Origin of the sequence: Curtobacterium sp. Curtsp57, assembly GCF_047324335.1 — a bacterium.
Taxonomy (GTDB): domain Bacteria; phylum Actinomycetota; class Actinomycetes; order Actinomycetales; family Microbacteriaceae; genus Curtobacterium.
The window spans coordinates 1,434,420-1,454,771 of sequence record NZ_CP168511.1; the positions used below are offsets into that span (position 1 = coordinate 1,434,420).

The window sequence follows — 20,352 nt, forward strand, 5'->3', positions numbered from 1 at the left end:
CGACCGATGGCCGTCGCGGTGGTTCATTCGCCTCGCGCGCGCCGAGCCGCCTCGGCCGCCGGCGTACCGGGTCGGTGTTCGTCGACCCATCCGTCGGTGTTGCGCTGTGGGGCGTAGCTGATCGCGAGCGACCCGGCCGGCACGTCCTTGCGGACCGTCGTACCTGCACCGGTGTACGCCCCGTCACCAATCCTAACCGGGGCGACGAACACGTTGTGCGAGCCGGTGCGGACGTTCGACCCGACCTCGGTCCGGTGCTTGTGCACGCCGTCGTAGTTCGCGGTGATCGTGTTCGCCCCGATGTTCGAGTCCTCGCCGATCTCGGCGTCCCCGATGTAGGACAGGTGCGGGACCTTGCTGCCGCGGCCGATCTTGGCGTTCTTGGTCTCCACGAAGGTGCCGATCTTGCCCTGGTCGCCGAGGATGGTGCCCGGCCGGAGGTAGGCGAACGGACCGACCGACGCGCCGTCGCCGATCACCGCGAGGGTGGCGTCGACCCGGTTCACCGTGGCCCCAGCACCCACCTCGGTGTCGCGGAGCGTGGTCCCCGGTCCGACGACTGCACCGGCGGCGATCGCCGTGGCACCGATGAGCTGCGTGTCCGGCAGGATCTCGGCGTCCGGCTCGATCGACACGTCGAGGTCGATCCACGTCGATGCCGGGTCCTGGATGGTGACCCCCGCACGCTGGTGCGCGCGGACGATGCGGGCGTTCAGTTCGCGTCCGGCGTCCGACAGCTGCGCGCGGTCGTTGATCCCGGCGACCAGCCACGGGTCGGTGAGCGTCACGACGTCGATGTGCCCGCCGCGTGCGGCGATGAGTGCCGGGGCGTCGGTGATGTACTTCTCGCCCTGCGCGTTCGCCGTGGTCAGCGACGGCAGCACGGCACGCAGGTGCACGGCGTCGAACGCGTAGATACCGGCGTTGGTCTCGGTGATCTCCCGCTGCGCGTCCGTGGCGTCCTTGTGCTCGACGACGCCCACGAAGGCACCGGCGTCGTCGCGGACGATCCGCCCGAGCCCGGTGGGGTCCGGTGCGATGGCGCTGACGAACGTGACCGCGTTGCCGGCGCGCCCGTGCACGTCGGCGAGCTGCCGGAGCGACACCGCGTCGAGCAGCGGGACGTCGCCGGAGAGCACGACCACGGCGCCGTCGAAGTCGGCTGGGAGCGCGGCGACCGCGACCTCGACGGCGCGTCCGGTCCCGGGGACCTCGTCCTGGTCCACCACGAGGGCGTCCGGCATGCGCTCGGCGACCTCGGCCGCGACCAGGTCGCGCTCGTGCCGCACGACGACCGCGATGTGCTCCGGCTCGAGGGACTCCGCCGTCCGCAGGACGTGCGCGATGAGGGGCAGTCCGGCGAGCCGGTGCAGCACCTTCGGGGTCGAGGACTTCATGCGCGTGCCCTGCCCGGCGGCGAGGACGACGACGGCGATCCGCTGGTCGGTCATCACCCCATCCTGGCCCACCCGGCCACGACGCACCAAGGCAACAACAGGACGGCACGCGACCAGGCCTGGAGGCGCGGTGCGGGTCCGACCCGCACCGTGCCTCCCGTCCGTGCGCGCGTTCGCACCCCTGTCACGCGCGATGGAGCGCGGAATCGCGCGTGGGGGGGTCGGAAAAGCGGACCACCTACGCGCGAATCGACCGCCTACGCGGCGGGCGCGACGGGGTCCTCGCGCTTGACGAAGGCCATCAGCACCAGGCCGGCGACCAGGACCACGACGATGCCGATGATGCCGAAGCGCGTCGACCCGCCGATCGTCACCGCGATGCCGAACATCGCCGGGGCGATGAACGCGGCGGCACGCCCGGTCGTGGCGTAGAGGCCGAAGAGCTCGCCCTCGCGGCCGGGGGTCGCGAGCCGCGCCAGGTACGCCCGCGACGACGACTGCACGGGCCCGACGAACATGCACAGGGCCAGGCCGAGCACCCAGAAGCCGCTCTGCGCCGTGCCGACGAACAGCACCGCGAGGCCGCAGACAGTCAGCCCGACGAGCGACACCATGATGATCGCCCGGGAGCCGAAGCGGTCGTCCAGCCGGCCGGACAGTGCCGTGGAGATGCCCGCGACGACGTTGGCGACGATCGCGAACATGATGACCCCGGACGCGCTGAACCCGAACACCTGCGCGGCGATGATGCCGCCGAAGGTGAAGACCGCGCCGACGCCGTCGCGGAACACCGCGCTGGCGATGAGGAACGCGAGCACGTTCCGGCGCTCGCGCCAGAGCCGCGCGATGTCCCGGCCGAGGTCGCGGTAGGCGGAGAACAGGCTCCCGCGCTGGTCGGGCGCGCGCTCCGCCTCGGGGACGACGAGGAACAGCGGGATCGAGCTCACCGCGAGCCACACCGCGGCGATGCCGATCGCCACGCGGACGTCCCACTGCCCGGACGCGACGGTCGCCGGCAGGTTCAGGAGCCCGGCCGTGTCACCGCCGCCGAAGTCCTGGATGCAGAGCACGAGCAGCAGCACGAGCAGGACGATGCCGCCGAAGTAGCCAGCCGCCCAGCCGATCGCCGACGCCCGGCCGGTCCGGGGACCCGGTGCGACCTGGCCGAGCATGGCGTTGTAGCCGACGCAGGCGATCTCGTACGCGACGGTCCCGATGCCGATGAGCGCTGCACCGAGCACCAGGTACGGCTGGCTCGGTGCGACGAACACCATGGCACCGATCGACAGCGCGACGCCGATCGTGGCGATGAGCACCGACCGCCGGCGGTGTCCGGACGAGTCCGCGAGCCGGCCGACGGCGGGTGCGACCAGCGCGACGACGATGCCGGCGATCGTGAGGGCCGTCGACACCACGGCGGCGTTGTGGGCGAGCTCGCGTTCCACGGCACGTGCCGCGGTGGCCGAGGAGTCCGCGGCCGCGACGAGCGCCGGGTCGACGAACGCGCGGCTCGCCAGGTACGTGCTGAACACGAACGTGGTGACGACGGCGTTGAACGCCGCTGAGCCCCAGTCCCAGAGCGCCCAGGAGACGAGGGCGCGACGATCGGTGCGCTGCGGCGGGGGCACGACGGTCATGGGCGAACCGTAGCGCGTCCTGGTGTCCCGCCGGTGCCCCCGTTCCTGGTCACGCCGGACGACCGGTCGCGAGCGGTCGAGACACCCCGCTCAGGTCCGCCGACCGGTCGAGGACCGTCGGCCAGGGCGTCGCCCAGCGACGCTCACCGACCGCACGGCGGCACGCACACGGTGTGTCGTGACCGGTCACGCTCCGGATGGGAGGCTCGGGGCGGGCTCGCACCGAGCCTCCCGTCCGATGGGTGGGTGCTGCGCGTCACGCCGCGGGGATGCCGTTCGGGTAGACGACCGACTTCAGGGAGTCCGGGTCGGTGTCGCTCTCCAGCGCCTCGCGGACCTGGTCGAGCCCGAACCGTCCGGTGACGAGCGAGTCGAGGTCGACCTGCCCCGATGCGACGAGCCCGATCGCGACCGGCCACGTGCCCGTGTACCGGAAGATCCCGGTGACGGTGACCTCGAGGTTCTGGATGTGCTCGACGGGCAGCGTCATCTCGGAGTTCCCGAGTCCGACGAGCACCGCGGCACCGGCGGGACCGACCGCCTTGATGCCGTCCGACACCGCACGGGGCGCACCGCTGGCGTCGATGAAGGCGTCGACGGGCGCGATGTCCGAGGCGACGGAGACCACGGTGGGGTCGACGACCTCGGTGGCGCCGTAGGACAGCGCGCGCTCACGGCGTTCGGGGACGAGGTCGCTGATGACGATCCGGGTCGCGCCGAAGGCCTTGGCCGCCTGCGCGCAGATGATCCCGATCGGGCCGGCACCGGCGATCAGCACGGACGAACCCGGCACGATCCCGGCCTTCCGCACGGCGGCGATCCCGACCGAGAGCGGCTCGAGCAGGGCACCGGCCTCGAACGACACCGAGTCGGGCAGGGTGTGCGCGAACTCGGCCTCGATGGTGACGAAGCCCGCGAAGGCGCCGTCGACCGGGGGTGTGGCGTAGAAGCGCATGTCCGGGCAGAGGTTGTACCGCCCGGCGAGGCACTGCGCGCACCGGTGGCACGGACGCTGCGGTTCGACGGCGACGCGCTCCCCCACGCGGCCGGGGTCGACGCCGTCGCCGACCGCGACGATCGTGCCGGAGAGCTCGTGGCCGAGGACGAGCGGCGACGAGACGACGAAGTCCCCGATGCGCCCGTGTCGGAAGTAGTGCACGTCTGAGCCGCAGACGCCGACGGCGGCGACCTCGACGAGGACGTCGCCCGGGTCGACGGCAGGAACGGGGCGGTCCTCGATCGTGAGGTCGTCCTGCCCGAGGAGGACGCTGACGCGCTGGGTCTGCTGGTCCGTGGTCACGGGGTACCCGCTTTCTGTCGTTCGGATGGACGTGCTGTCGGCCGCTCCGTCAGGGCGTGGATGCGCGCCGGGTCGTCGAGCAGCTCACGGAACCCGATCTCGGCGGCGCCGCGGAGCAGCACGTCCGATCCGAGTTCGGCCGGCACGATGCGGACCCGGTCCACCATCGCGGCCATCGACTGTGCCCGGACGGCCTCGAGCACGCGGTCCCCGACGTGACCGAGCAGCACCCCGAGGAACCCGCCGAGCACGACCACCTCGGGGTTGACGGTGTGGATGGCGTTGCGGAGGCCGGTCGCCAACGCGGCCACCTGCCGGTCGACGACGCGGTCGACCTCCCGGCCGCCGGCCGCGAGGGCCTCGGCGAGCGCCGGCAGGTCGTCCGCCGGCACGCCCGTCACGGCGACGAGCGCCGCACGCGACGCCTCGGTCTCGAGGCAGCCGATGGCGCCGCAGTGGCAGCGGATCCCGTTGTCCGCGACGAAGGTGTGGCCGAGCTCCCCCGCGTACCCGTCCGCGCCGCTCAGCGGCTGCCCGGCGCTGATGACCCCGCCGCCGATGCCGCTCGCGCCACCGTTCAGGTAGACGAGGTCGGACACCCCGCGGCCGGATCCGTACAGGCGCTCCGCCCACGCACCGAGATTCGCGTCGTTCGCGACGCGTACGGGCAGGCCGGTCGCGCCGGCGAGTGGCATGGCGAACGGCTCGTCGCGCCAGCCGAGGTGCGGCGCGTCCCGCACGAGACCGTCCTCGACGCGGACAGTGCCGGGGATCGAGACGCCGACCCCCACCAGGCGCGCGGGGCGGTCGTCCAGGAGCCTCGCGACGATCTGCACGGCCTCGTCGGCGGTCGGTCGGTCGTCGGTGTGCTCGGTGATCCGGGACCGGATGCTGCCGTCGAGGCCGACCATGGCCACCGTCACGGCGTCGATCTCCACCGTGACGGCGGCCGCCACGACGTCGGCCGACGCACGGACCACCGGACTCGGTCGCCCGACCCCGGTGGCCGCGCCGTCCTCGGTCTCGAAGGCCAGGCCGAGTTCGACGAGTTCCCCGACGAGCGCAAGGGTCGTGGAGCGGTTCAGGCCGGTCGCGCGCGTCAGGTCCGCGCGGGTGAGCGGCCCCTCTTGGTGGACGAGTCGGAGCACGCGCGCGGTGTTCCGGTTGCCGCCGGCCGGTGTGTCGCGCTGCATGGTGCCCTTCCGGTCGACGGTCCGCGGTTGCTCCAGGTCCCTGCCCTCATCATGGCGCGGCGCCGGCGTTCCCGCCAGCGTTTTGTGGTGCCGCACAACAAATCAGGACCGAACCCGCGCCACACCACCCTCCGCCTCGGTCGTCGGGCCGTCGGAGACCGACAGCCGCCACCCGTCCGGCACCGGACCGGTGGCCGACACCGACGACTCGTCCCCCGACACGGTCGACACCGTCCAGACCTCCGACCGCCCGTCGGGTGCGGTCACCCGGACGTCCACGCTGCCGGTCGTCCCAGCGGGGAACGCCCGGAGCTCGAGCGCCGCCAGGTAGTCGTGGTCCGGCCGGTCCGTGCGGGTCGAGAGCGGCAGTACCGCTCCCCCGCGGACCCACAGCGGCAGGGTGTCGAACCCGTGCCGCTCGGTGCGCCACACCCCGCCGGTGACGACCTCACCGGTGAACCAGTTCGTCCACGAACCGGCCGGCAGGTAGTACTGCACGTCGCCGGACTCGCTGAACACGGGCGCGACGAGCAGGTCGGACCCCAGCATGTACTGCCGGTCGCAGTACGCAGCCGTCGGGTCGTCCGGGAACTCGAGCAGCATCGGTCGCATGACGGGGAGCCCGCGTTCCGACGCCTGCAGCCCGAGCCCGTAGAGGTACGGCATCAGGCGGAGCTTCAGGCGGGTGAACGCCCTGGTCACCTCGACCGCCTCCTCGTCGAACGCCCACGGGACGCGGTAGGAGCTGCTGCCGTGGAAGCGGCTGTGCGAGGAGAGCAGCCCGAACTGGACCCAGCGCTTGAAGACCGCGGGGTCGGGGCGTCCCTCGAACCCGCCGATGTCGTGCGACCAGAACCCGAAGCCGGACAGCGCGAGCGAGAGGCCGCCGCGGAGCGTCTCCGCCATCGACGGGAACGACGAGGTGTTGTCGCCGCCCCAGTGCACCGGCATCTGCTGACCGCCTGCGGTGGCCGAGCGCGCGAAGAGCACGGCGTCACCGGCACCGCGGGCGTCTTCCAGGACCTCGAACACGGCCTCGTTGTACAGCTGCGTGTACCAGTTGTGCATGCGTTCCGGATCGCTGCCGTCCGCCCACGTCACGCCGAGCGGGATCCGCTCGCCGAAGTCCGTCTTGAAGCAGTCGACGCCCTGGTCGACGAGCGCGCGGAGCTTGCCCTGGTACCAGGCCTTCGCGTCCGGGTTCGTGAAGTCGACGAGTCCCATGCCGGCCTGCCAGAGATCCCACTGCCAGACGGTGCCGTCCGGGTTCCGCACGAGGTACCCGGCCGCCGCCGCCTCGTCGAAGAGCGGGGAGCGCTGCCCGATGTACGGGTTGATCCACACGCAGACGCGCAGGTCCTTGTCGTGCAGCCGGCCGAGCATCCCGGTCGGGTCCGGGAAGACCCTGGGGTCCCACTCGAAGTCGCACCAGTTGAACTCGCGCATCCAGAAGCAGTCGAAGTGGAACACGCTCACCGGCAGCTCGCGCGCGGCCATCTCGTCGACGAAGGACGTGACGGTCGCCTCGTCGTAGTCCGTGGTGAACGAGGTCGACAGCCAGAGGCCGTACGACCACGCCGGCACGTGCGCCGGCCGGCCGGTGAGCGCGGTGTAGCGCTCGATGACCCCGGCCGGGGTGCCGCCGCCGATGACGTGGAACACGAGCGACTCTCCCGGGACCGAGAACTGCACGCGCTCGACCGCCTCGGAGCCGACCTCGAACGACACGTGTCCCGGGTGGTCGACGAGCACGCCGTACCCGCGGTTGGTCAGGTAGAACGGCACGTTCTTGTAGGCCTGCTCGCTCGACGTGCCACCGTCGGCGTTCCAGATGTCCACGGTCTGACCGTTCTTGACGAGCGGACCGAACCGTTCGCCGAGCCCGTAGACCAGCTCCCCGACCCCGAGGTCGAGCTGAGCGTGCACGAACGTCGAGGACGTCGGCGCGTCCGCGCCCTGCACCCGTGCGTTGCCGACGACCCCGCGGGAGACCTCGGCCCCGGGCGCCAGGGTGACGTGGCCGAGCGACTTGTGGCCGCTGCCGGTCAGCTCCCGGTCGCCGGAACGGAACCGGAGGTCCCACGGCGCCCCCGGGGTGACCACGGCCGAGAGGTCCCCGGACGTCAGCGTCCCGACACCGTCGGTCAGCGTGGCCGTCCCGTGCCCCGGCTCCTTCCCGACCAGGTCGAACGACAGCTCCGGCCGCGGCGCCCGGAAGTGCTCGACGCGGACGGTGACGACGCCCTCCATGGGGCTCGACAGCGTGACGGTGAGCGTCGGCCGGTTGAGCGTGTCCCCCCGGGACTCGATGACCTTCGTCGGCGCGGTGACGACCAGGCGGTCGCCCGAAGGGGCGTGCACCGCGTCGATGTCGTGGGCCTCTTGCGCGTACAGGGGCTGGACGCCGGGTCGGAGCTGCCAGAACCCGTCGGTGAACTTCATTACTTGACCGCTCCTGCCGTGATGCCGCGCGCGAGGGTGCGCTGGAAGATGAGGAAGAACACGAGTGTCGGGATGAGCCCGAGGAGCGCCGAGGCACTCGTGGTGGTGACGTCCATCAGCCGGTCGCCCTGCAGCAGGGAGATCGCGACGGGGACCGTCTGGTTGTCGTTGCTGACGAGGAACGTCAGCGGGATGAGGAACTCGTTCCACGTCCAGATGAAGAAGAAGATGAGCAGGACGGACAGCGTCGGACGGCTGATCGGCACGATCACGCGCCACAGCACCCGCCAGCGTCCGGCACCGTCGAGCGCGGCCGCTTCGAGGATCTCCTTCGGGAAGGTGCCGTACACGCTCGAGAGCAGGTACGTCCCGAACGCGGACTGGATCACGGTGAAGACGATGATCACGCTCCACACGTTGTCGTACAGCCCGATGCCCTTGAACATCATGTAGAGCGGGTAGAGCAGGACCTCCTGCGGGAGCATGTTCGCCAGCATGAACAGCACCACGATCCAGGTGCGGTACCGCACCCGGCCGATCCCGATCGCGAAGGCGTTGAGGATCGAGATGAGCACCGCGAGGATCGCGACCGAGCCGCTGATGAAGACGCTGTTCCAGAGCTTCAGCGGGAAGTCGACGCGGTTCCAGAACGTGGTGATGCCGTCGAACGAGATGTGCGCCGGCCACGCGAGCGGCCCACCGGCCGCGTAGTCCGCCGGCGTCTTGAACGAGTTGAGCAGGATGAGCAGGAACGGCGCGGCGATCAGGACGGCGATGACGATGCCGCCCGCCAGGACGATCCAGTCGGCCGGGCGCTTGCGCCCGCCCTCACCGGCGCTCTTCCGGCGCGTGGGGCCTCCGGCGGTCGGCCTGGAGGCTCGGCGCGCGTCCGTCACGGAGGCCGCCTCGGTCGTCGGTGCTGACACGATCCCGGTCATCGGGCTTCTTCCTTCCGCTCGGCCCGGTTCTGGGCCGCGATGAACGCGATGGCGACGATGACGATCACGACGGTGAGCGCGGTGGCGATCGTCGCGCCGTACCCGACCTGCTGCGCCTGGAAGAACTGGCTGTACGAGTAGTAGCTCGGCACGATGGTCGCGTTCCCCGGGCCGCCACCGGTCAGCGCGTACACCGGTCCGAAGACCTTCAGCGCAGCGATGGTGCAGGTGAGGACGACCACGAAGATCTCGGGCCGGATGATGTGCACGGTGATCGCACGGAAGCGCTGGAACCAGCCGGCGCCGTCGAGTTCTGCCGCCTCGTAGAGCTCCGGGTCGACGCGCTGGAGGGCGGCCATGAACACCACGACCGGGTACCCGATCTGCACCCAGACGAGCACGACCGCGACGGAGAGCAGCGCCGTGTCCGGGCTGCCGAGCCAGTTGTGCTGGAGGCCGCCGAGCCCGACCGCGTCGAGGATGACGTTGAGGGCGCCGTTCTCCGGCCGGAGGATCCAGCCGATGACGATCGCCGCGATGACGGCCGGCAGGATCTGCGGCAGGTAGTAGGTCGCGCGGAGGAAGCTCGCGAGCCGCCCGCCGAACTTCTTGCCGATCACGTCGAACAGCGCGGCGGCGAGGACGAGACCGAGGCTCGTCGGCACGATCACCATCGCGAGGATCATCGCGATGCTGTTCCGGAACGAGATCCAGAACTGCCCGTCGGCCATCAGCCGTCGCCAGTTGTCGAGGCCCGTCCACTGCGGCGGGAGGATGCCCCGGTAGTTCGTGAACGACAGGTACACGTTCCAGCCGAGCGGCACGAGGATGATCGCTGCGAGCAGGACGAACCCGGGCAGCAGGTAGAACCAGTAGCTGCCACGACCGCTCGAGGGCATGATGGCGCCGACGTCGGCGAGCCGGCGGCCGCGCCGCCGGGGCGCGGTGACGGGAGGACTGGATGCCATGGTGGGCTTCCCTTCCGGAAGTGATGGGTGTTCTGGTGGTGGGGGTGGCGGGGGCACGGTGCGGGGCGGACCCGCACCGTGCCTCCAGGCCGGGTCAGCCCGTGACGGCCTTGACGCCGTCCGCGTACTGCTGGCCGAGCTCGTCGTCGACCTTCGACGGGGAGCTGCTGCCGTTGACCACGCTCTGGAGCCCCGCGTTCAGCTGGTCGTAGAACGTCGACGTGGGCCAGTCCGGGTAGTACGCCAGGCCGTCACGCTCGGTCAGCGTGTTGAAGTTGGCGATGAGTTCCTTGCTCTTCGGGTCCGTGATGTCGGACTCGTCCGCCGCGACGGGGACCCCGCCGTTGTTGCCGATGATCGCCTGGATCTCGGGACGCAGGGTGATGTCGATGAACTGCTCGGCGAGCTTCTTGTTCTTCGCCTTGGTCGGGACCACCCAGAGGTTGCCGGAGGAGCCTGGCGACATCTCGGCACCCGGGAACAGGAACGTGCCCCAGTCCTGCTGCATCTCGGTGGTGAAGCGGCCGTACCACCACGAGCCGGAGAAGAACATCGGGTACTTGCCGCTGATGAATGCGGTCCCGGCGTCCTCGGCCTTCATCCCGGTGGAGTCGGACGAGATGTAGCCCTTGTCGGTCCAGTCCTGGACGGTCTTCGTCGCGGTGCTGATCTCCTTGCCGGAGAAGTCGACCGGGTTCTTGTACAGCTGGTAGTCGTCGACCCAGTCGCGGTCGGCCTTCTGCAGCGCCAGCTGGTACCAGAGCTGGCCGAGCGGGTACTCCGCCGCCGACTCGGCGAGCGGCGTGACGCCGGCTGCCTGGAACGTCGCCATGGCCGCCTCGAGGTCGTCCATGGTCTTCGGGACCTCGACGCCGTACTTCTGGAAGAGCTCCTTGTTGTAGTAGAACTCGACGTACTCGCCGTAGTCGGGCACGCCGTACCAGGAGCCTGAGCCCATCACGCCCTTGTCGTCGTAGCGCGCGGTGGTCTGCAGCGACTTGGCGAGCTTGTCGTCCCAGCCGTACTGCTTGACCGCGTCGTCGAGCGGGCTGAGGAGGCCCTGGCTGGCGAGGAGCCCGGCCGTGGCGTTGCCCTTGTTGTACTCGATGAGGTCAGGGGCCTGGTCGGAGTTGAGCGACTGGCTGGCCGTCTTGCGGATCTGCTCGAAGCTCTTCTCCTGGAACTCGACCTTCGCGCCGGTCTCCTGCTCGAAGACCTTGATGGACTCCTTCCAGGCCTTGCCCATGGCGGAGTCCTCGGACTCGTAGTGCCAGAGCTTGAGGGTCTTGCCGTCTTGGGCGGCGCTGTCGCCGCCGCCGGCGGAGCAACCGCTGAGGACGACTGCGGCCGCGGCCAGCCCGGCGAGGGCGCCGAGCACACGGGACTTCTTCATGTCGCTACTTCCTTGTAGGGGTCGGTGGTTCTCGGTGGTTGTCGAAGCGCTTCGACGATGCACGTCGAGGAACGCGTTCGGTGGGGTGGGGTCAACCGATCCGGCGGATGCTGCCGAGGTCGGTGAACCGTGGCGGGATGAGGGTCACGCCGGGCTCGTGCGCGCCGTCGACCTGGCGGACGGTGCGCTCGACGGCGCCGCGGCACATCTCCTCGAGCGGGAGCGGGATGGTGGACAGCGGGGTGTCCATCACCGTGGTGTCGTAGCTCGCGCAGGCGGCGAGCACCGACAGGTCGTCAGGGACACGGATGCCACGGGACGCCAGGTGGGCGAGGACCGTGTCGACGACCGGCTCGTTGCAGTGGAACACGAGCGCGGTCATGTCGGGCAGTTCCGCGAGGAGTCGATCCGCGGCGGCGCGCTGGTCGGCGCGGTCGAGGGAGGGGTAGTGCGCGACGGTGGCGACCCCGGACGCACGGCACTCGTCGTCGAACGCGTCCGCGAAGCGACGGATGAAGCCGGTGTGCCGCTCGACGTAGGTCGCCGGGTGCCCGATCACGCCGATGCTGCGGTGTCCGTCGGCGACGAGCCGCCGGACGGATGCCCGGCCGGCCTCGGCGAAGTCCAGGTCGATGCAGGTCAGGCCGGTGGTGTCACCCGGCACGCCGACGAAGGCAGCGGGGACGCCCGATGCGCGGACGACGTCGGCGCGTTCGTCGTCGGTGGAGACCCCGAGGACGACGACGCCGTCGACGAGGGACGAGTGCGCGACCCGCTGGATGCCGGTCACCTCGTCGTCGCGTGCCAGCAGCAGGACGTCGTCGTCGTGCGCCCGAGCGGCCTCGACGACCGCGGTGACGAACCGCATGTGGGTCGGCAGGTGCGCGTCCGGTCGGATCGGCGCGGAGAGCGCGAGGATGTCGGTGCGTGCGCCGGCGAGCATGCGGGCTCCGGCGTTCGGACGGTAGTCGAGCTCCGCGACCGCGCGGTCGATGCGGGCGCGGGTGGTGGCGGAGATCGTCCGCTTGCCGGAGAGGGCGTACGAGACGGTCGAGATCGAGACGCCGGCGGCCTTCGCCACCTCGTTGATCGTCACCATCGTGCACCTCCTCGTGCTCGTCGTCTGCGGTCGGCCGGTTCGTTCCCGGACCCGGTCGTTCTCGGGTCGAAGCGAAGCGCTTCGACAACCTGCGACGGCGACGCTAACAGGGCGGCGGTGCCGACCGCAAGCCTTTTGTGGTTCTCGGCAACAAATGCGTTCTCACGATCGCGAGGCCATCAGGCGTCAGGTCGTGGTCTCGACCGGCTGGCGCCCGTCCCAGCCGCCGCGGACGACGAGCGCGTCGCGACGCGGGACGTCGGGCGACATCAGCGCCGCTGCGAGAAGGCGGCGTCGAAGGAGGCGTCCGGCGGTGCGATGGTGCCGAGGCGCCGGACGAATGCGAGCGCCTCGCGGCCGCCGACCAGGCGGTCCATGCCGGCGTCCTCCCACTCGACGCTCGTCGGCCCCTCGTACCCGATGTGGTTGAGCACGCGGAACACCCGCTCCCACGGGACGTCGCCGTGTCCCGCGGTGACGAAGTCCCACCCACGCCGGGGGTCGCCCCACGGCAGGTGGGAGCCGAGTCGGCCGTTCCGCCCGTCGAGTTGCTTGACGGACTCCTTGCAGTGCACGTGGTAGATCCGGTCGGCGAAGTCGAGCAGGAACGCAGCGGGGTCGAGGTCCTGCCAGACGAAGTGCGACGGGTCGAAGTTGAAGCCGAAGGTCGGCCGGTCCGCGAACACCTCCAGGGCCCGCGCAGCGGTCCAGTAGTCGTAGGCGATCTCGGACGGATGCACCTCGAGGGCGAACCGGACCCCGACCTCCTCGAACACGTCGAGGATCGGCGCCCACCGGTCGTGGAAGTCCTGGTAGCCGGCGTCGATCATGCCGGGCGGTACCGGCGGGAACCCGGCGACGGTCTTCCAGATCGACGACCCGGAGAACCCCGTGACGGTGTCCACGCCGAGTGCCGCGGCCGCGCGGGCTGTCCAGCGGAGCTCCTCGGCAGCCCGCTGCCGGACGCCCTCCGGGTCACCGTCCCCCCAGACGTGCGGCGGCAGGATGTCCTCGTGCCGCTGGTCGATCGGGTCGTCGCAGACCGCCTGGCCGACCAGGTGGTTCGCGATCGCCCAGACCCCGAGGCCGTTCGCGTCGAGCACCGCGCGCAGCTCGGCGACGTACGCCGCGTCCGTCGCTGCGCGACGGACGTCGAGGTGGTCGCCCCAGCAGGCGATCTCGAGTCCGTCGTAGCCCCACTCGCCGGCGAGCCTGGCCACCTCCGTGAAGGGCAGGTCGGCCCACTGTCCGGTGAAGAGCGTGACCGGCCGAGTGGGCCGTGTCGGATCCGTCATGCTGCTTCCATCCTCCTGCGGCCGGTTCACCAGGTGTCCGGTTCCGTGCCGTTGCGCACCGCCGCCGGACGGTCGACGCGGGAGCGGACCTCGACGACGGCGTGCTCGCGGCCGGAGGTGGCGATCGCCTCCATCACCTCGAGCACGTGGAACGCGAGCTCGCCGCTCGCGCGGTGCGGACGGTCGGTGGCGATCGCGTGCGCCATGTCCGCGAGGCCGTACCCGCGACCCGCGTCGGCGTACCCGGCCGACACCGGCAGCTCCCGCCACTCGCGGTCGTCGGCAGTCGCGATCGACACCGGGTCGGAGAACCGGTTCGGGTCGGCCACGGCGAGGCTCCCCGATGTGCCGTGCACCTCGAAGAGCGGGCTGCGGGTCGCCCAGACCTCGAACGACACGGTGACGGTGGAGACGACCCCGGAGGCGTGCTCCAGGATCGCGACGACGTGCGTGTCGACGTCCACGGGGATCGCGGTGCCGGCGGCTGGTCCGGTGGCGACCGTCCGCTCGCGGGTCGAGCGCGAGGCGCTCCCGCTGACTCGGACGACCGGGCCGAAGAACTGCACGAGGCTGGTCAGGTAGTACGGGCCCATGTCGAGCAGCGGACCGCCGCCCGGCTGGTAGTAGAACGCCGGAGCCGGGTGCCAGAGCTCGTGACCAGGTGCGCTCCACGACACGGCGGCGCCGACGGGGTCGCCGATGCGCCCGTCGTCGATCGCGGCACGGGCGGTCTGGATGCCGGTCCCGAGCACGGTGTCGGGTGCGCTGCCGACCCGGAGGCCCCGCTCGGCGGCGAGCGCCAGCACGGGTTCCGCCTCGGCCGTCGCGAGCGCGAGCGGTTTCTCGCCGTAGACGTGCTTGCCCGCCTCGAGTGCGCGGGTGGCGACCTCGGCATGTGCGGCCGGGATCGTCAGGTTGAGCACCACGTCGACGTCGTCCGCTGCCAGCAGCCCGTCGACGCTCGTCCCACGCACGCCCTGCTCGTCGCCGACGGCCCGCGCCCGCTCGACGTCGAGGTCCGCGACCGCCGTGAGCTCGAGCCCGGGCAGTGCCGGGAAGTGCTCGAAGTACTGCCGACTGATGTTGCCGACGCCGATGACACCGACCCGGAGCGGACGGTCGCTCACCGGGCTGCCCACAGGAGTCCCCGCTCGATGATCGTGCGGAGCGGCTGCGACTCGACGACCTCGAGCCGGTGCCCAGGAGCGGACACGAACACGCGTCCATGCCCCCACTGCCTGGTCCAGATGGCCGGCGCCGTGACCGGGCGGTTCCACGCGTCGAAGTCGCGGGCCTCCTGCGTCGTGGTCGCCAGCACGTCGTTGTACTCGTCGGACAGCACCCAGTACTGCTCGGTGACGAGGTCGAAGTCCTCGATGCCCTGCGTGATCGGGTGTTGGCGTCCGGCGTCGGTGATGTGCACCGTGTACGGGATGTAGTTGTCCGACTGCTCCCCGGTGCGCTCCTCCGGCGGCTTCGCCGCGTGGTGCGCGAACTGCCCGCCGATCATGTGCAGGTAGTCGGCCGTGTTCCGGAAGGCGTCCGCGATGCCGCCGTGCCACCCGGCCAGTCCGGTGCCGCCGAGCACGGCGCGCTGCAGTCCGGCGAACTCGTCGTCGGCGATCGTCGACATCGTGACGACCTGCACGATGAGGTCGACACCGTCCATCAGGGCCGAGTCCGCGTAGACGGCGGTCGAGTCGGACACGTGCACGTCGAATCCGTTGTCCCGCAGGAACGGCAGCATCGCGTCGGTGGTCTCGACCGGCATGTGGCCGTCCCAGCCGCCTCGGACGACGAGCGCGCGGCGTCCTGTGGTCTCGTCCTGGTCGCTCATTCGCCTGCCGATCGCTCGATGGTGGTCCAGCTGCTGCCGCCGGCGGCGCTGCGTTCGACGGCGTCGAGCACGCGCTGCACGTGCAGCCCGTCCTCGAACGACGGCGACGGGTCGATGCCGCTCGTGATCGCGTCGACCAGGTCCTTCACCTGGTGGCTGAAGGTGTGCTCGTACCCGATGAGGTGCCCGGTGGGCCACCATGCCGCCATGTAGGGGTGCTCGGGTTCGGTGACGAGGATTCGTCGGAAGCCCTGCTCACCAGCGGGGGCCGACGACTCGTACAGTCGGAGTTCGTTCATCGACTCCAGGTCGAACTGGATCGCGCCGGCCGACCCGGAGATCTCGAGCGTCAGCCCGTTCTTCCGGCCGGTGGCGTAGCGGGTGGCCTCGAAGGTGCCGATCGCCCCGTCCGCGCGGCCGCCGCTCAGGCGTCCGAGGAAGAACGCGGCGTCGTCGACGGTGACCTGCCCGCGTTCGGACGACGCCGTGCCGGAGAGCCCCACGCCCTCGGCCAGCAACGGGCGTTCGTGCACGAAGGTCTCGAGTGTGCCGGACACGGTCGACAGCCGTGAGCCGGTGACGTGCTCGGCGAGGTCGATGGCGTGCGCGCCGATGTCACCGAGCGAACCGGACCCGGCGAGCGCCTTGTCCAGGCGCCACGTCATCGGACCGTCCTCGTCGGTCAACCAGTCCTGCAGGTACAGCGCACGGACCTGCCGGACCGTCCCGAGCCTCCCGTCCTGCACCAGCTGCCGGGCGAACGCGATCGCCGGGACGCGCCGGTAGCTGAAGCCGACCATCGCGCGGATGCCGTGCTCGCGCGCAGCGCGGGCGGCGTCGGCCATCGCCTCGGCCTCGGCCACGGTGTTGGCGAGGGGCTTCTCGCACAGGACGTGCTTGCCGGCCTGCAGCGCGGCGATGGCGATCTCGACGTGCGAGGACCCGGGCGAGACGACGTCGACGACGTCGATGTCCGGGTCGGCGACCACGGAGCGCCAGTCGGTCGAGGCGTGCTGCCAGCCGTACTGGACGCGGGCCGCTTCGGTCCGGGCGGGATCACGGCCGACGACCACGGTCATCTCGGGTTCGGCGTCGAGGTCGAAGAACCTGGGCGCCGTCCGCCACGCCTGAGAGTGGGCGGCTCCCATGAAGCCGTGACCGATCATCGCCACCCGGAGGGGTCTGCGTGCCATCCGTTCGCTCCCTTGCGATCGTGTCCTTGCGAGAGTCAACACTACCGCTTATGTTGGGCGCGGCAACATTTTGTTTCGACGACGAACGGTGACCACCATGGCGACGACGCCCACCCGTGCAGACAAGTTCTCCTTCGGCCTCTGGACCATCGGATACAACGGCTCCGATCCCTTCGGCGGTCCCACCCGCCCCCAGCTCGACGTGGTCGAGGCGGTCGAGAAGCTCGACGAGCTCGGCGCCTACGGCCTGACCTTCCACGATGACGACCTGTTCGCGTTCGGTTCGACCGACGCCGAACGACAGACCCAGATCGATCGACTCAAGGGTGCGCTGGAGGCCACCGGGATCGTCGTGCCGATGGTCACCACGAACCTCTTCTCCGCCCCGGTGTTCAAGGACGGCGGCTTCACCTCGAACGACCGCCAGGTCCGCCGGTTCGCACTCCGCAAGGTGCTGCGGAACGTCGATCTGGCCGCCGAGCTCGGCGCGAAGACGTTCGTCATGTGGGGCGGTCGCGAGGGCGCCGAGTACGACTCTGCCAAGGACGTGCAGGCCGCGCTCTCCCGCTACAAGGAGTCGGTCGACCTGCTTGCGCAGTACGTCACCGACAAGGGCTACGACATCCGCTTCGCGATCGAGCCGAAGCCGAACGAGCCCCGCGGCGACATCCTGCTCCCGACGCTCGGCCACGCGATCGCGTTCATCGACACGCTCGAGCGCCCGGAGCTGTTCGGCGTGAACCCCGAGGTCGGGCACGAGCAGATGGCGGGCCTGAACTTCACGGCCGGCATCGCCCAGGCGCTCTACTCAGGCAAGCTCTTCCACATCGACCTCAACGGCCAGCGCGGCATCAAGTACGACCAGGACCTCGTCTTCGGCCACGGCGACCTGCAGAACGCGTTCTCGCTCGTCGACCTGCTCGAGCACGGCGCACCCCAGGGCGGCGTCGCGTACGACGGACCGCGCCACTTCGACTACAAGCCGAGCCGCACCGAGGACATCTCCGGCGTCTGGGACTCCGCGGCCGCGAACATGCGCATGTACCTGCTCCTGAAGGAGCGTGCGCAGGCGTTCCGCGCCGATCCCGAGGTCCAGGCGGCGCTGTCCGCGGCGAAGGTCGACGAGCTGTCGACGCCGACGCTCGACGAGGGCGAGTCGTACGACGCGTTCCTCGCGGACCGGTCCGCGTTCGAGGACTTCGACGCCGACGCGTACTTCGGCGGCAAGGGCTTCGGCTTCGTGCGCCTGCAGCAGCTGGCCGTCGAGCATCTCATGGGCGCTCGTGGCTGAGCTCGTCGCCGGCGTCGACTCGTCGACCCAGTCCTGCAAGGTCACGATCCGCGACGCCGCCACCGGCGACGTCGTCCGGGAGGGACGCGCGTCCCACCCGGACGGCACGTCCGTCGATCCCCGCCACTGGTGGGACGCCCTCGGCACCGCGATCGCGGACGCCGGCGGGCTCGACGACGTGGCGGCGATCGCGGTCGCCGGCCAGCAGCACGGCATGGTCGTGCTCGACGCCGACGGCGTCGTCATCCGCGACGCGCTCCTCTGGAACGACGTCCGCAGCGCCGACGCGGCAGCGCAGATGGTCGAGGAACTCGGACGGGAGGCATGGGTCACCAGAACCGGTCTGGTCCCGGTGGCCTCGTTCACCGGTACGAAGCTGCGCTGGCTCCGCGACGCCGAGCCGAACAACGCACGCCGCGTCGCGGCGGTCGCACTCCCCCACGACTGGCTGTCGTGGCGGCTGCGCGGCTACGGTCCGGCCGACGAGAGCCCGCTCGGCCCCGACCTCGACGCGCTCGCGACCGACGGATCGGACGCCAGCGGCACCGCGTACTGGGACCCGGCGCGGACGGCGTACGACCCGGAGCTGTTCGAGCTCGCCCTCGGACGGTCGATGCGGGTCGCCGGCGAGTCGGGCGGCGACGTGGTCGTCCCACGGGTCGTCGAGGCCGACCAGGCGATGGGCACACTCGACACCGACGTACCACTGCCCGGTGGCGGGGTCGCCCACGGCGGCCTGGTCGTCGGTGCGGGCACCGGTGACAACGCCGGCGCGGCGCTCGGCCTCGGCCTCGGCCCGGGCGACGTCGCGGTGTCCCTCGGGACCAGCGGGACCGTCTTCGGCGTCACCGACACCGCGGTGGCGGACCCGAGCGGGACCGTGGCGGGCTTCGCCGACGCGACGGGGGCGCGCCTCCCGATCGTCACGACGCTCAACGCGGCCCGCGTGCTCGAGGTGATCGGCGGCCTGCTCGGCGTCGACCACGGCGAGCTCGGCGACCTGGCACTGGCGGCCCCGGCCGGTGCCGACGGCCTCGTCCTCGTGCCGTACTTCGTCGGCGAGCGCACGCCGAACCGTCCGGACGCCACCGCGTCCCTGCTCGGGATGACCCCGGCGACCACCGACCGGCAGCACCTCGCCCGCGCCGCGGTCGAGGGCATGCTCTGCGCACTCGCCGACGGACTGGCGGCCGTCGAGGCCACCGGTGTCACCGTCGAGCGGCTGCTGCTGATCGGCGGCGCCGCCCGCAACGAGGCCGTCCGCACGATCGCCGCGCAGGTGTTCGGACGCGACGTGCACCTGCCGGAACCGGGCGAGTACGTCGCAGCCGGCGCGGCGAAGCAGGCGGCGTGGGCGCTCAGCGGCACCCTGCCGTCCTGGACGCTCGACACCACGACCGTCGCCGCGGACCCGCATCCCGAGGTGCTCGAGCGGTACCGCACGGCCGTCGATCGCCAGAGCAGCTGAGTGAGGACAGGCTGCCCTGACAAACCCCAGGTCAGGGCAGCCTTTCCTGCCTAGCCATCGGCAATTCGGAGTGCTTTGCTGTCCGACATGGCCACCACCACCGTTCCCGCACTGCCGACCGCGTCGCCCGCGGATCCCACGAACGCGGCCCGGCTCAACTGGCTGCGTGCCGGGCTGCTCGGGGCGAACGACGGCATCGTCTCCGTCGCCGCCGTCGTGGTCGGTGTCGCCGGTGCCGGGGCACCGGTCGGCCCGGTCCTCGCCGCCGGCGGAGCCGCCCTCGTCGGCGGTGCCGTCTCGATGGCGCTCGGCGAGTACGTCTCGGTGAGCGGCGCACGAGACGCGCAACGCACCGGGCAGGCTGCCCGTGCGGCCCGTCGGGCGACCGACGCGGTCGGACCCTCGGACATCGCCGCCGCCTACCGCTCGATCGGGGTGTCCGACGACGTGGCACGGTCGGTCGCCGCCGAGCTCGGCCGCCCGGAGGTCCGAGAGAACTGGATCGCCGCCGAGGAACGGGCCGCACAGGACGAGGTCGTCAGCCCGTGGCGAGCGGCCTGGGTCTCCGCGGCAACCTTCACCGCCGGCGGCCTGCTGCCGTTCCTGGCGACCGTGTTCGTACCGGAGTCGGTGCGCGTCGCGGTCATCGTCGTGGCCGTGCTCCTGGCACTCGCCGCGACGGGCACGACGGGCGCGGTGCTCGGCGGCGCGCCCCGAGGTCGTGCTGCCACGCGCGTCGTGATCGGTGGCGCTGCGGCCCTCGCGGCGACGTGGCTCGCGGGCACACTGCTCGGCGCGCACGCACTCTGACGACGCGGCCCACCCTGCTCGTCGTGCGGGTCGTGGGCGCAGTCGTGGGACTCGGCGCCGCTGCGGGGATCGTCGGGTCGCGCCGACCGGC

At 71.2% G+C, this 20,352-nt stretch carries 16 protein-coding genes; 3 read left to right on the forward strand and 13 right to left on the reverse strand.

All coding sequences use genetic code 11. The features are described 5' to 3' along the window. Nucleotides 1–23 precede the first annotated feature (23 nt). From glmU to ACEN9V_RS06785, 13 genes are all read right to left on the reverse strand, one after another. Entirely contained in the window at nucleotides 24–1,451 is a 1,428-nt protein-coding gene (glmU, locus tag ACEN9V_RS06725; RefSeq protein ID WP_413602639.1) for a bifunctional UDP-N-acetylglucosamine diphosphorylase/glucosamine-1-phosphate N-acetyltransferase GlmU, read from the reverse strand. A 203-nt stretch (nucleotides 1,452–1,654) separates the two neighbouring features. Then, nucleotides 1,655–3,034 carry an MFS transporter gene (locus tag ACEN9V_RS06730; protein WP_413602640.1) on the reverse strand — a complete coding sequence of 460 codons (1,380 nt, stop codon included), beginning with the start codon at nucleotides 3,032–3,034 and terminating at the stop codon, nucleotides 1,655–1,657. Between the two features lie 256 nt (nucleotides 3,035–3,290). After that, nucleotides 3,291–4,334 carry an NAD(P)-dependent alcohol dehydrogenase gene (locus ACEN9V_RS06735; RefSeq protein ID WP_413602641.1) on the reverse strand — a complete coding sequence of 348 codons (1,044 nt, stop codon included), beginning with the start codon at nucleotides 4,332–4,334 and terminating at the stop codon, nucleotides 3,291–3,293. Beyond that, nucleotides 4,331–5,527, reverse strand: coding sequence for an ROK family transcriptional regulator (locus ACEN9V_RS06740; RefSeq protein WP_413602642.1), 1,197 nt, complete (start codon nucleotides 5,525–5,527; stop codon nucleotides 4,331–4,333). Before ACEN9V_RS06740 ends, ACEN9V_RS06735 begins: the two co-directional genes overlap by 4 nt. A gap of 102 nt (nucleotides 5,528–5,629) precedes the next feature. Then, nucleotides 5,630–7,969: an alpha-xylosidase gene (gene yicI, locus ACEN9V_RS06745; RefSeq protein ID WP_413602643.1), complete on the reverse strand. Its 2,340-nt coding sequence runs from the start codon at nucleotides 7,967–7,969 to the stop codon at nucleotides 5,630–5,632. Continuing rightward, on the reverse strand, nucleotides 7,969–8,907 hold the full coding sequence (locus ACEN9V_RS06750) for a carbohydrate ABC transporter permease (protein WP_281267081.1): 939 nt from the start codon (nucleotides 8,905–8,907) through the stop codon (nucleotides 7,969–7,971). The genes yicI and ACEN9V_RS06750 overlap by 1 nt, the downstream gene beginning before the upstream one ends. Further along, nucleotides 8,904–9,875: a carbohydrate ABC transporter permease gene (locus tag ACEN9V_RS06755; protein ID WP_413602644.1), complete on the reverse strand. Its 972-nt coding sequence runs from the start codon at nucleotides 9,873–9,875 to the stop codon at nucleotides 8,904–8,906. The genes ACEN9V_RS06750 and ACEN9V_RS06755 overlap by 4 nt, the downstream gene beginning before the upstream one ends. 94 nt (nucleotides 9,876–9,969) lie before the next feature. After that, a complete protein-coding gene (locus ACEN9V_RS06760; protein WP_413602645.1) occupies nucleotides 9,970–11,268 on the reverse strand; it encodes an ABC transporter substrate-binding protein in 1,299 nt (432 codons plus the stop codon). Between the two features lie 91 nt (nucleotides 11,269–11,359). Further along, a complete protein-coding gene (locus ACEN9V_RS06765) occupies nucleotides 11,360–12,367 on the reverse strand; it encodes a LacI family DNA-binding transcriptional regulator (RefSeq protein WP_413602646.1) in 1,008 nt (335 codons plus the stop codon). Between the two features lie 269 nt (nucleotides 12,368–12,636). Further along, nucleotides 12,637–13,662, reverse strand: a complete 1,026-nt coding sequence (locus ACEN9V_RS06770) for a sugar phosphate isomerase/epimerase family protein (protein WP_413602647.1) — start codon at nucleotides 13,660–13,662, stop codon at nucleotides 12,637–12,639. Between the two features lie 26 nt (nucleotides 13,663–13,688). Next, complete coding sequence (locus ACEN9V_RS06775) at nucleotides 13,689–14,789, reverse strand: Gfo/Idh/MocA family protein (protein ID WP_413602648.1); 1,101 nt, start codon at nucleotides 14,787–14,789, stop codon at nucleotides 13,689–13,691. Then, nucleotides 14,786–15,499, reverse strand: coding sequence for a ThuA domain-containing protein (locus ACEN9V_RS06780; protein ID WP_413602649.1), 714 nt, complete (start codon nucleotides 15,497–15,499; stop codon nucleotides 14,786–14,788). Before ACEN9V_RS06780 ends, ACEN9V_RS06775 begins: the two co-directional genes overlap by 4 nt. After that, the gene (locus ACEN9V_RS06785) at nucleotides 15,496–16,692 is read right to left on the reverse strand and encodes a Gfo/Idh/MocA family protein (protein ID WP_413602650.1); all 1,197 of its coding nucleotides are present in this window, start codon (nucleotides 16,690–16,692) and stop codon (nucleotides 15,496–15,498) included. Before ACEN9V_RS06785 ends, ACEN9V_RS06780 begins: the two co-directional genes overlap by 4 nt. 97 nt (nucleotides 16,693–16,789) lie before the next feature. On the opposite strand from ACEN9V_RS06785, the gene xylA reads away from it, so the two are divergent. The 3 genes from xylA to ACEN9V_RS06800 all read left to right on the forward strand — a co-directional run bounded on the left by xylA (nucleotide 16,790) and on the right by ACEN9V_RS06800 (nucleotide 20,261). Continuing rightward, entirely contained in the window at nucleotides 16,790–17,983 is a 1,194-nt protein-coding gene (gene xylA / locus ACEN9V_RS06790; RefSeq protein ID WP_413602651.1) for a xylose isomerase, read from the forward strand. After that, the gene (xylB, locus tag ACEN9V_RS06795; RefSeq protein ID WP_413602652.1) at nucleotides 17,976–19,451 is read left to right on the forward strand and encodes a xylulokinase; all 1,476 of its coding nucleotides are present in this window, start codon (nucleotides 17,976–17,978) and stop codon (nucleotides 19,449–19,451) included. Before xylA ends, xylB begins: the two co-directional genes overlap by 8 nt. Nucleotides 19,452–19,538: 87 nt before the next feature. Next, nucleotides 19,539–20,261 (forward strand): VIT1/CCC1 transporter family protein, encoded by a 723-nt coding sequence (locus tag ACEN9V_RS06800; protein ID WP_413602653.1) that lies wholly within the window; start codon nucleotides 19,539–19,541, stop codon nucleotides 20,259–20,261. The last annotated feature ends 91 nt before the right edge of the window (nucleotides 20,262–20,352 follow it).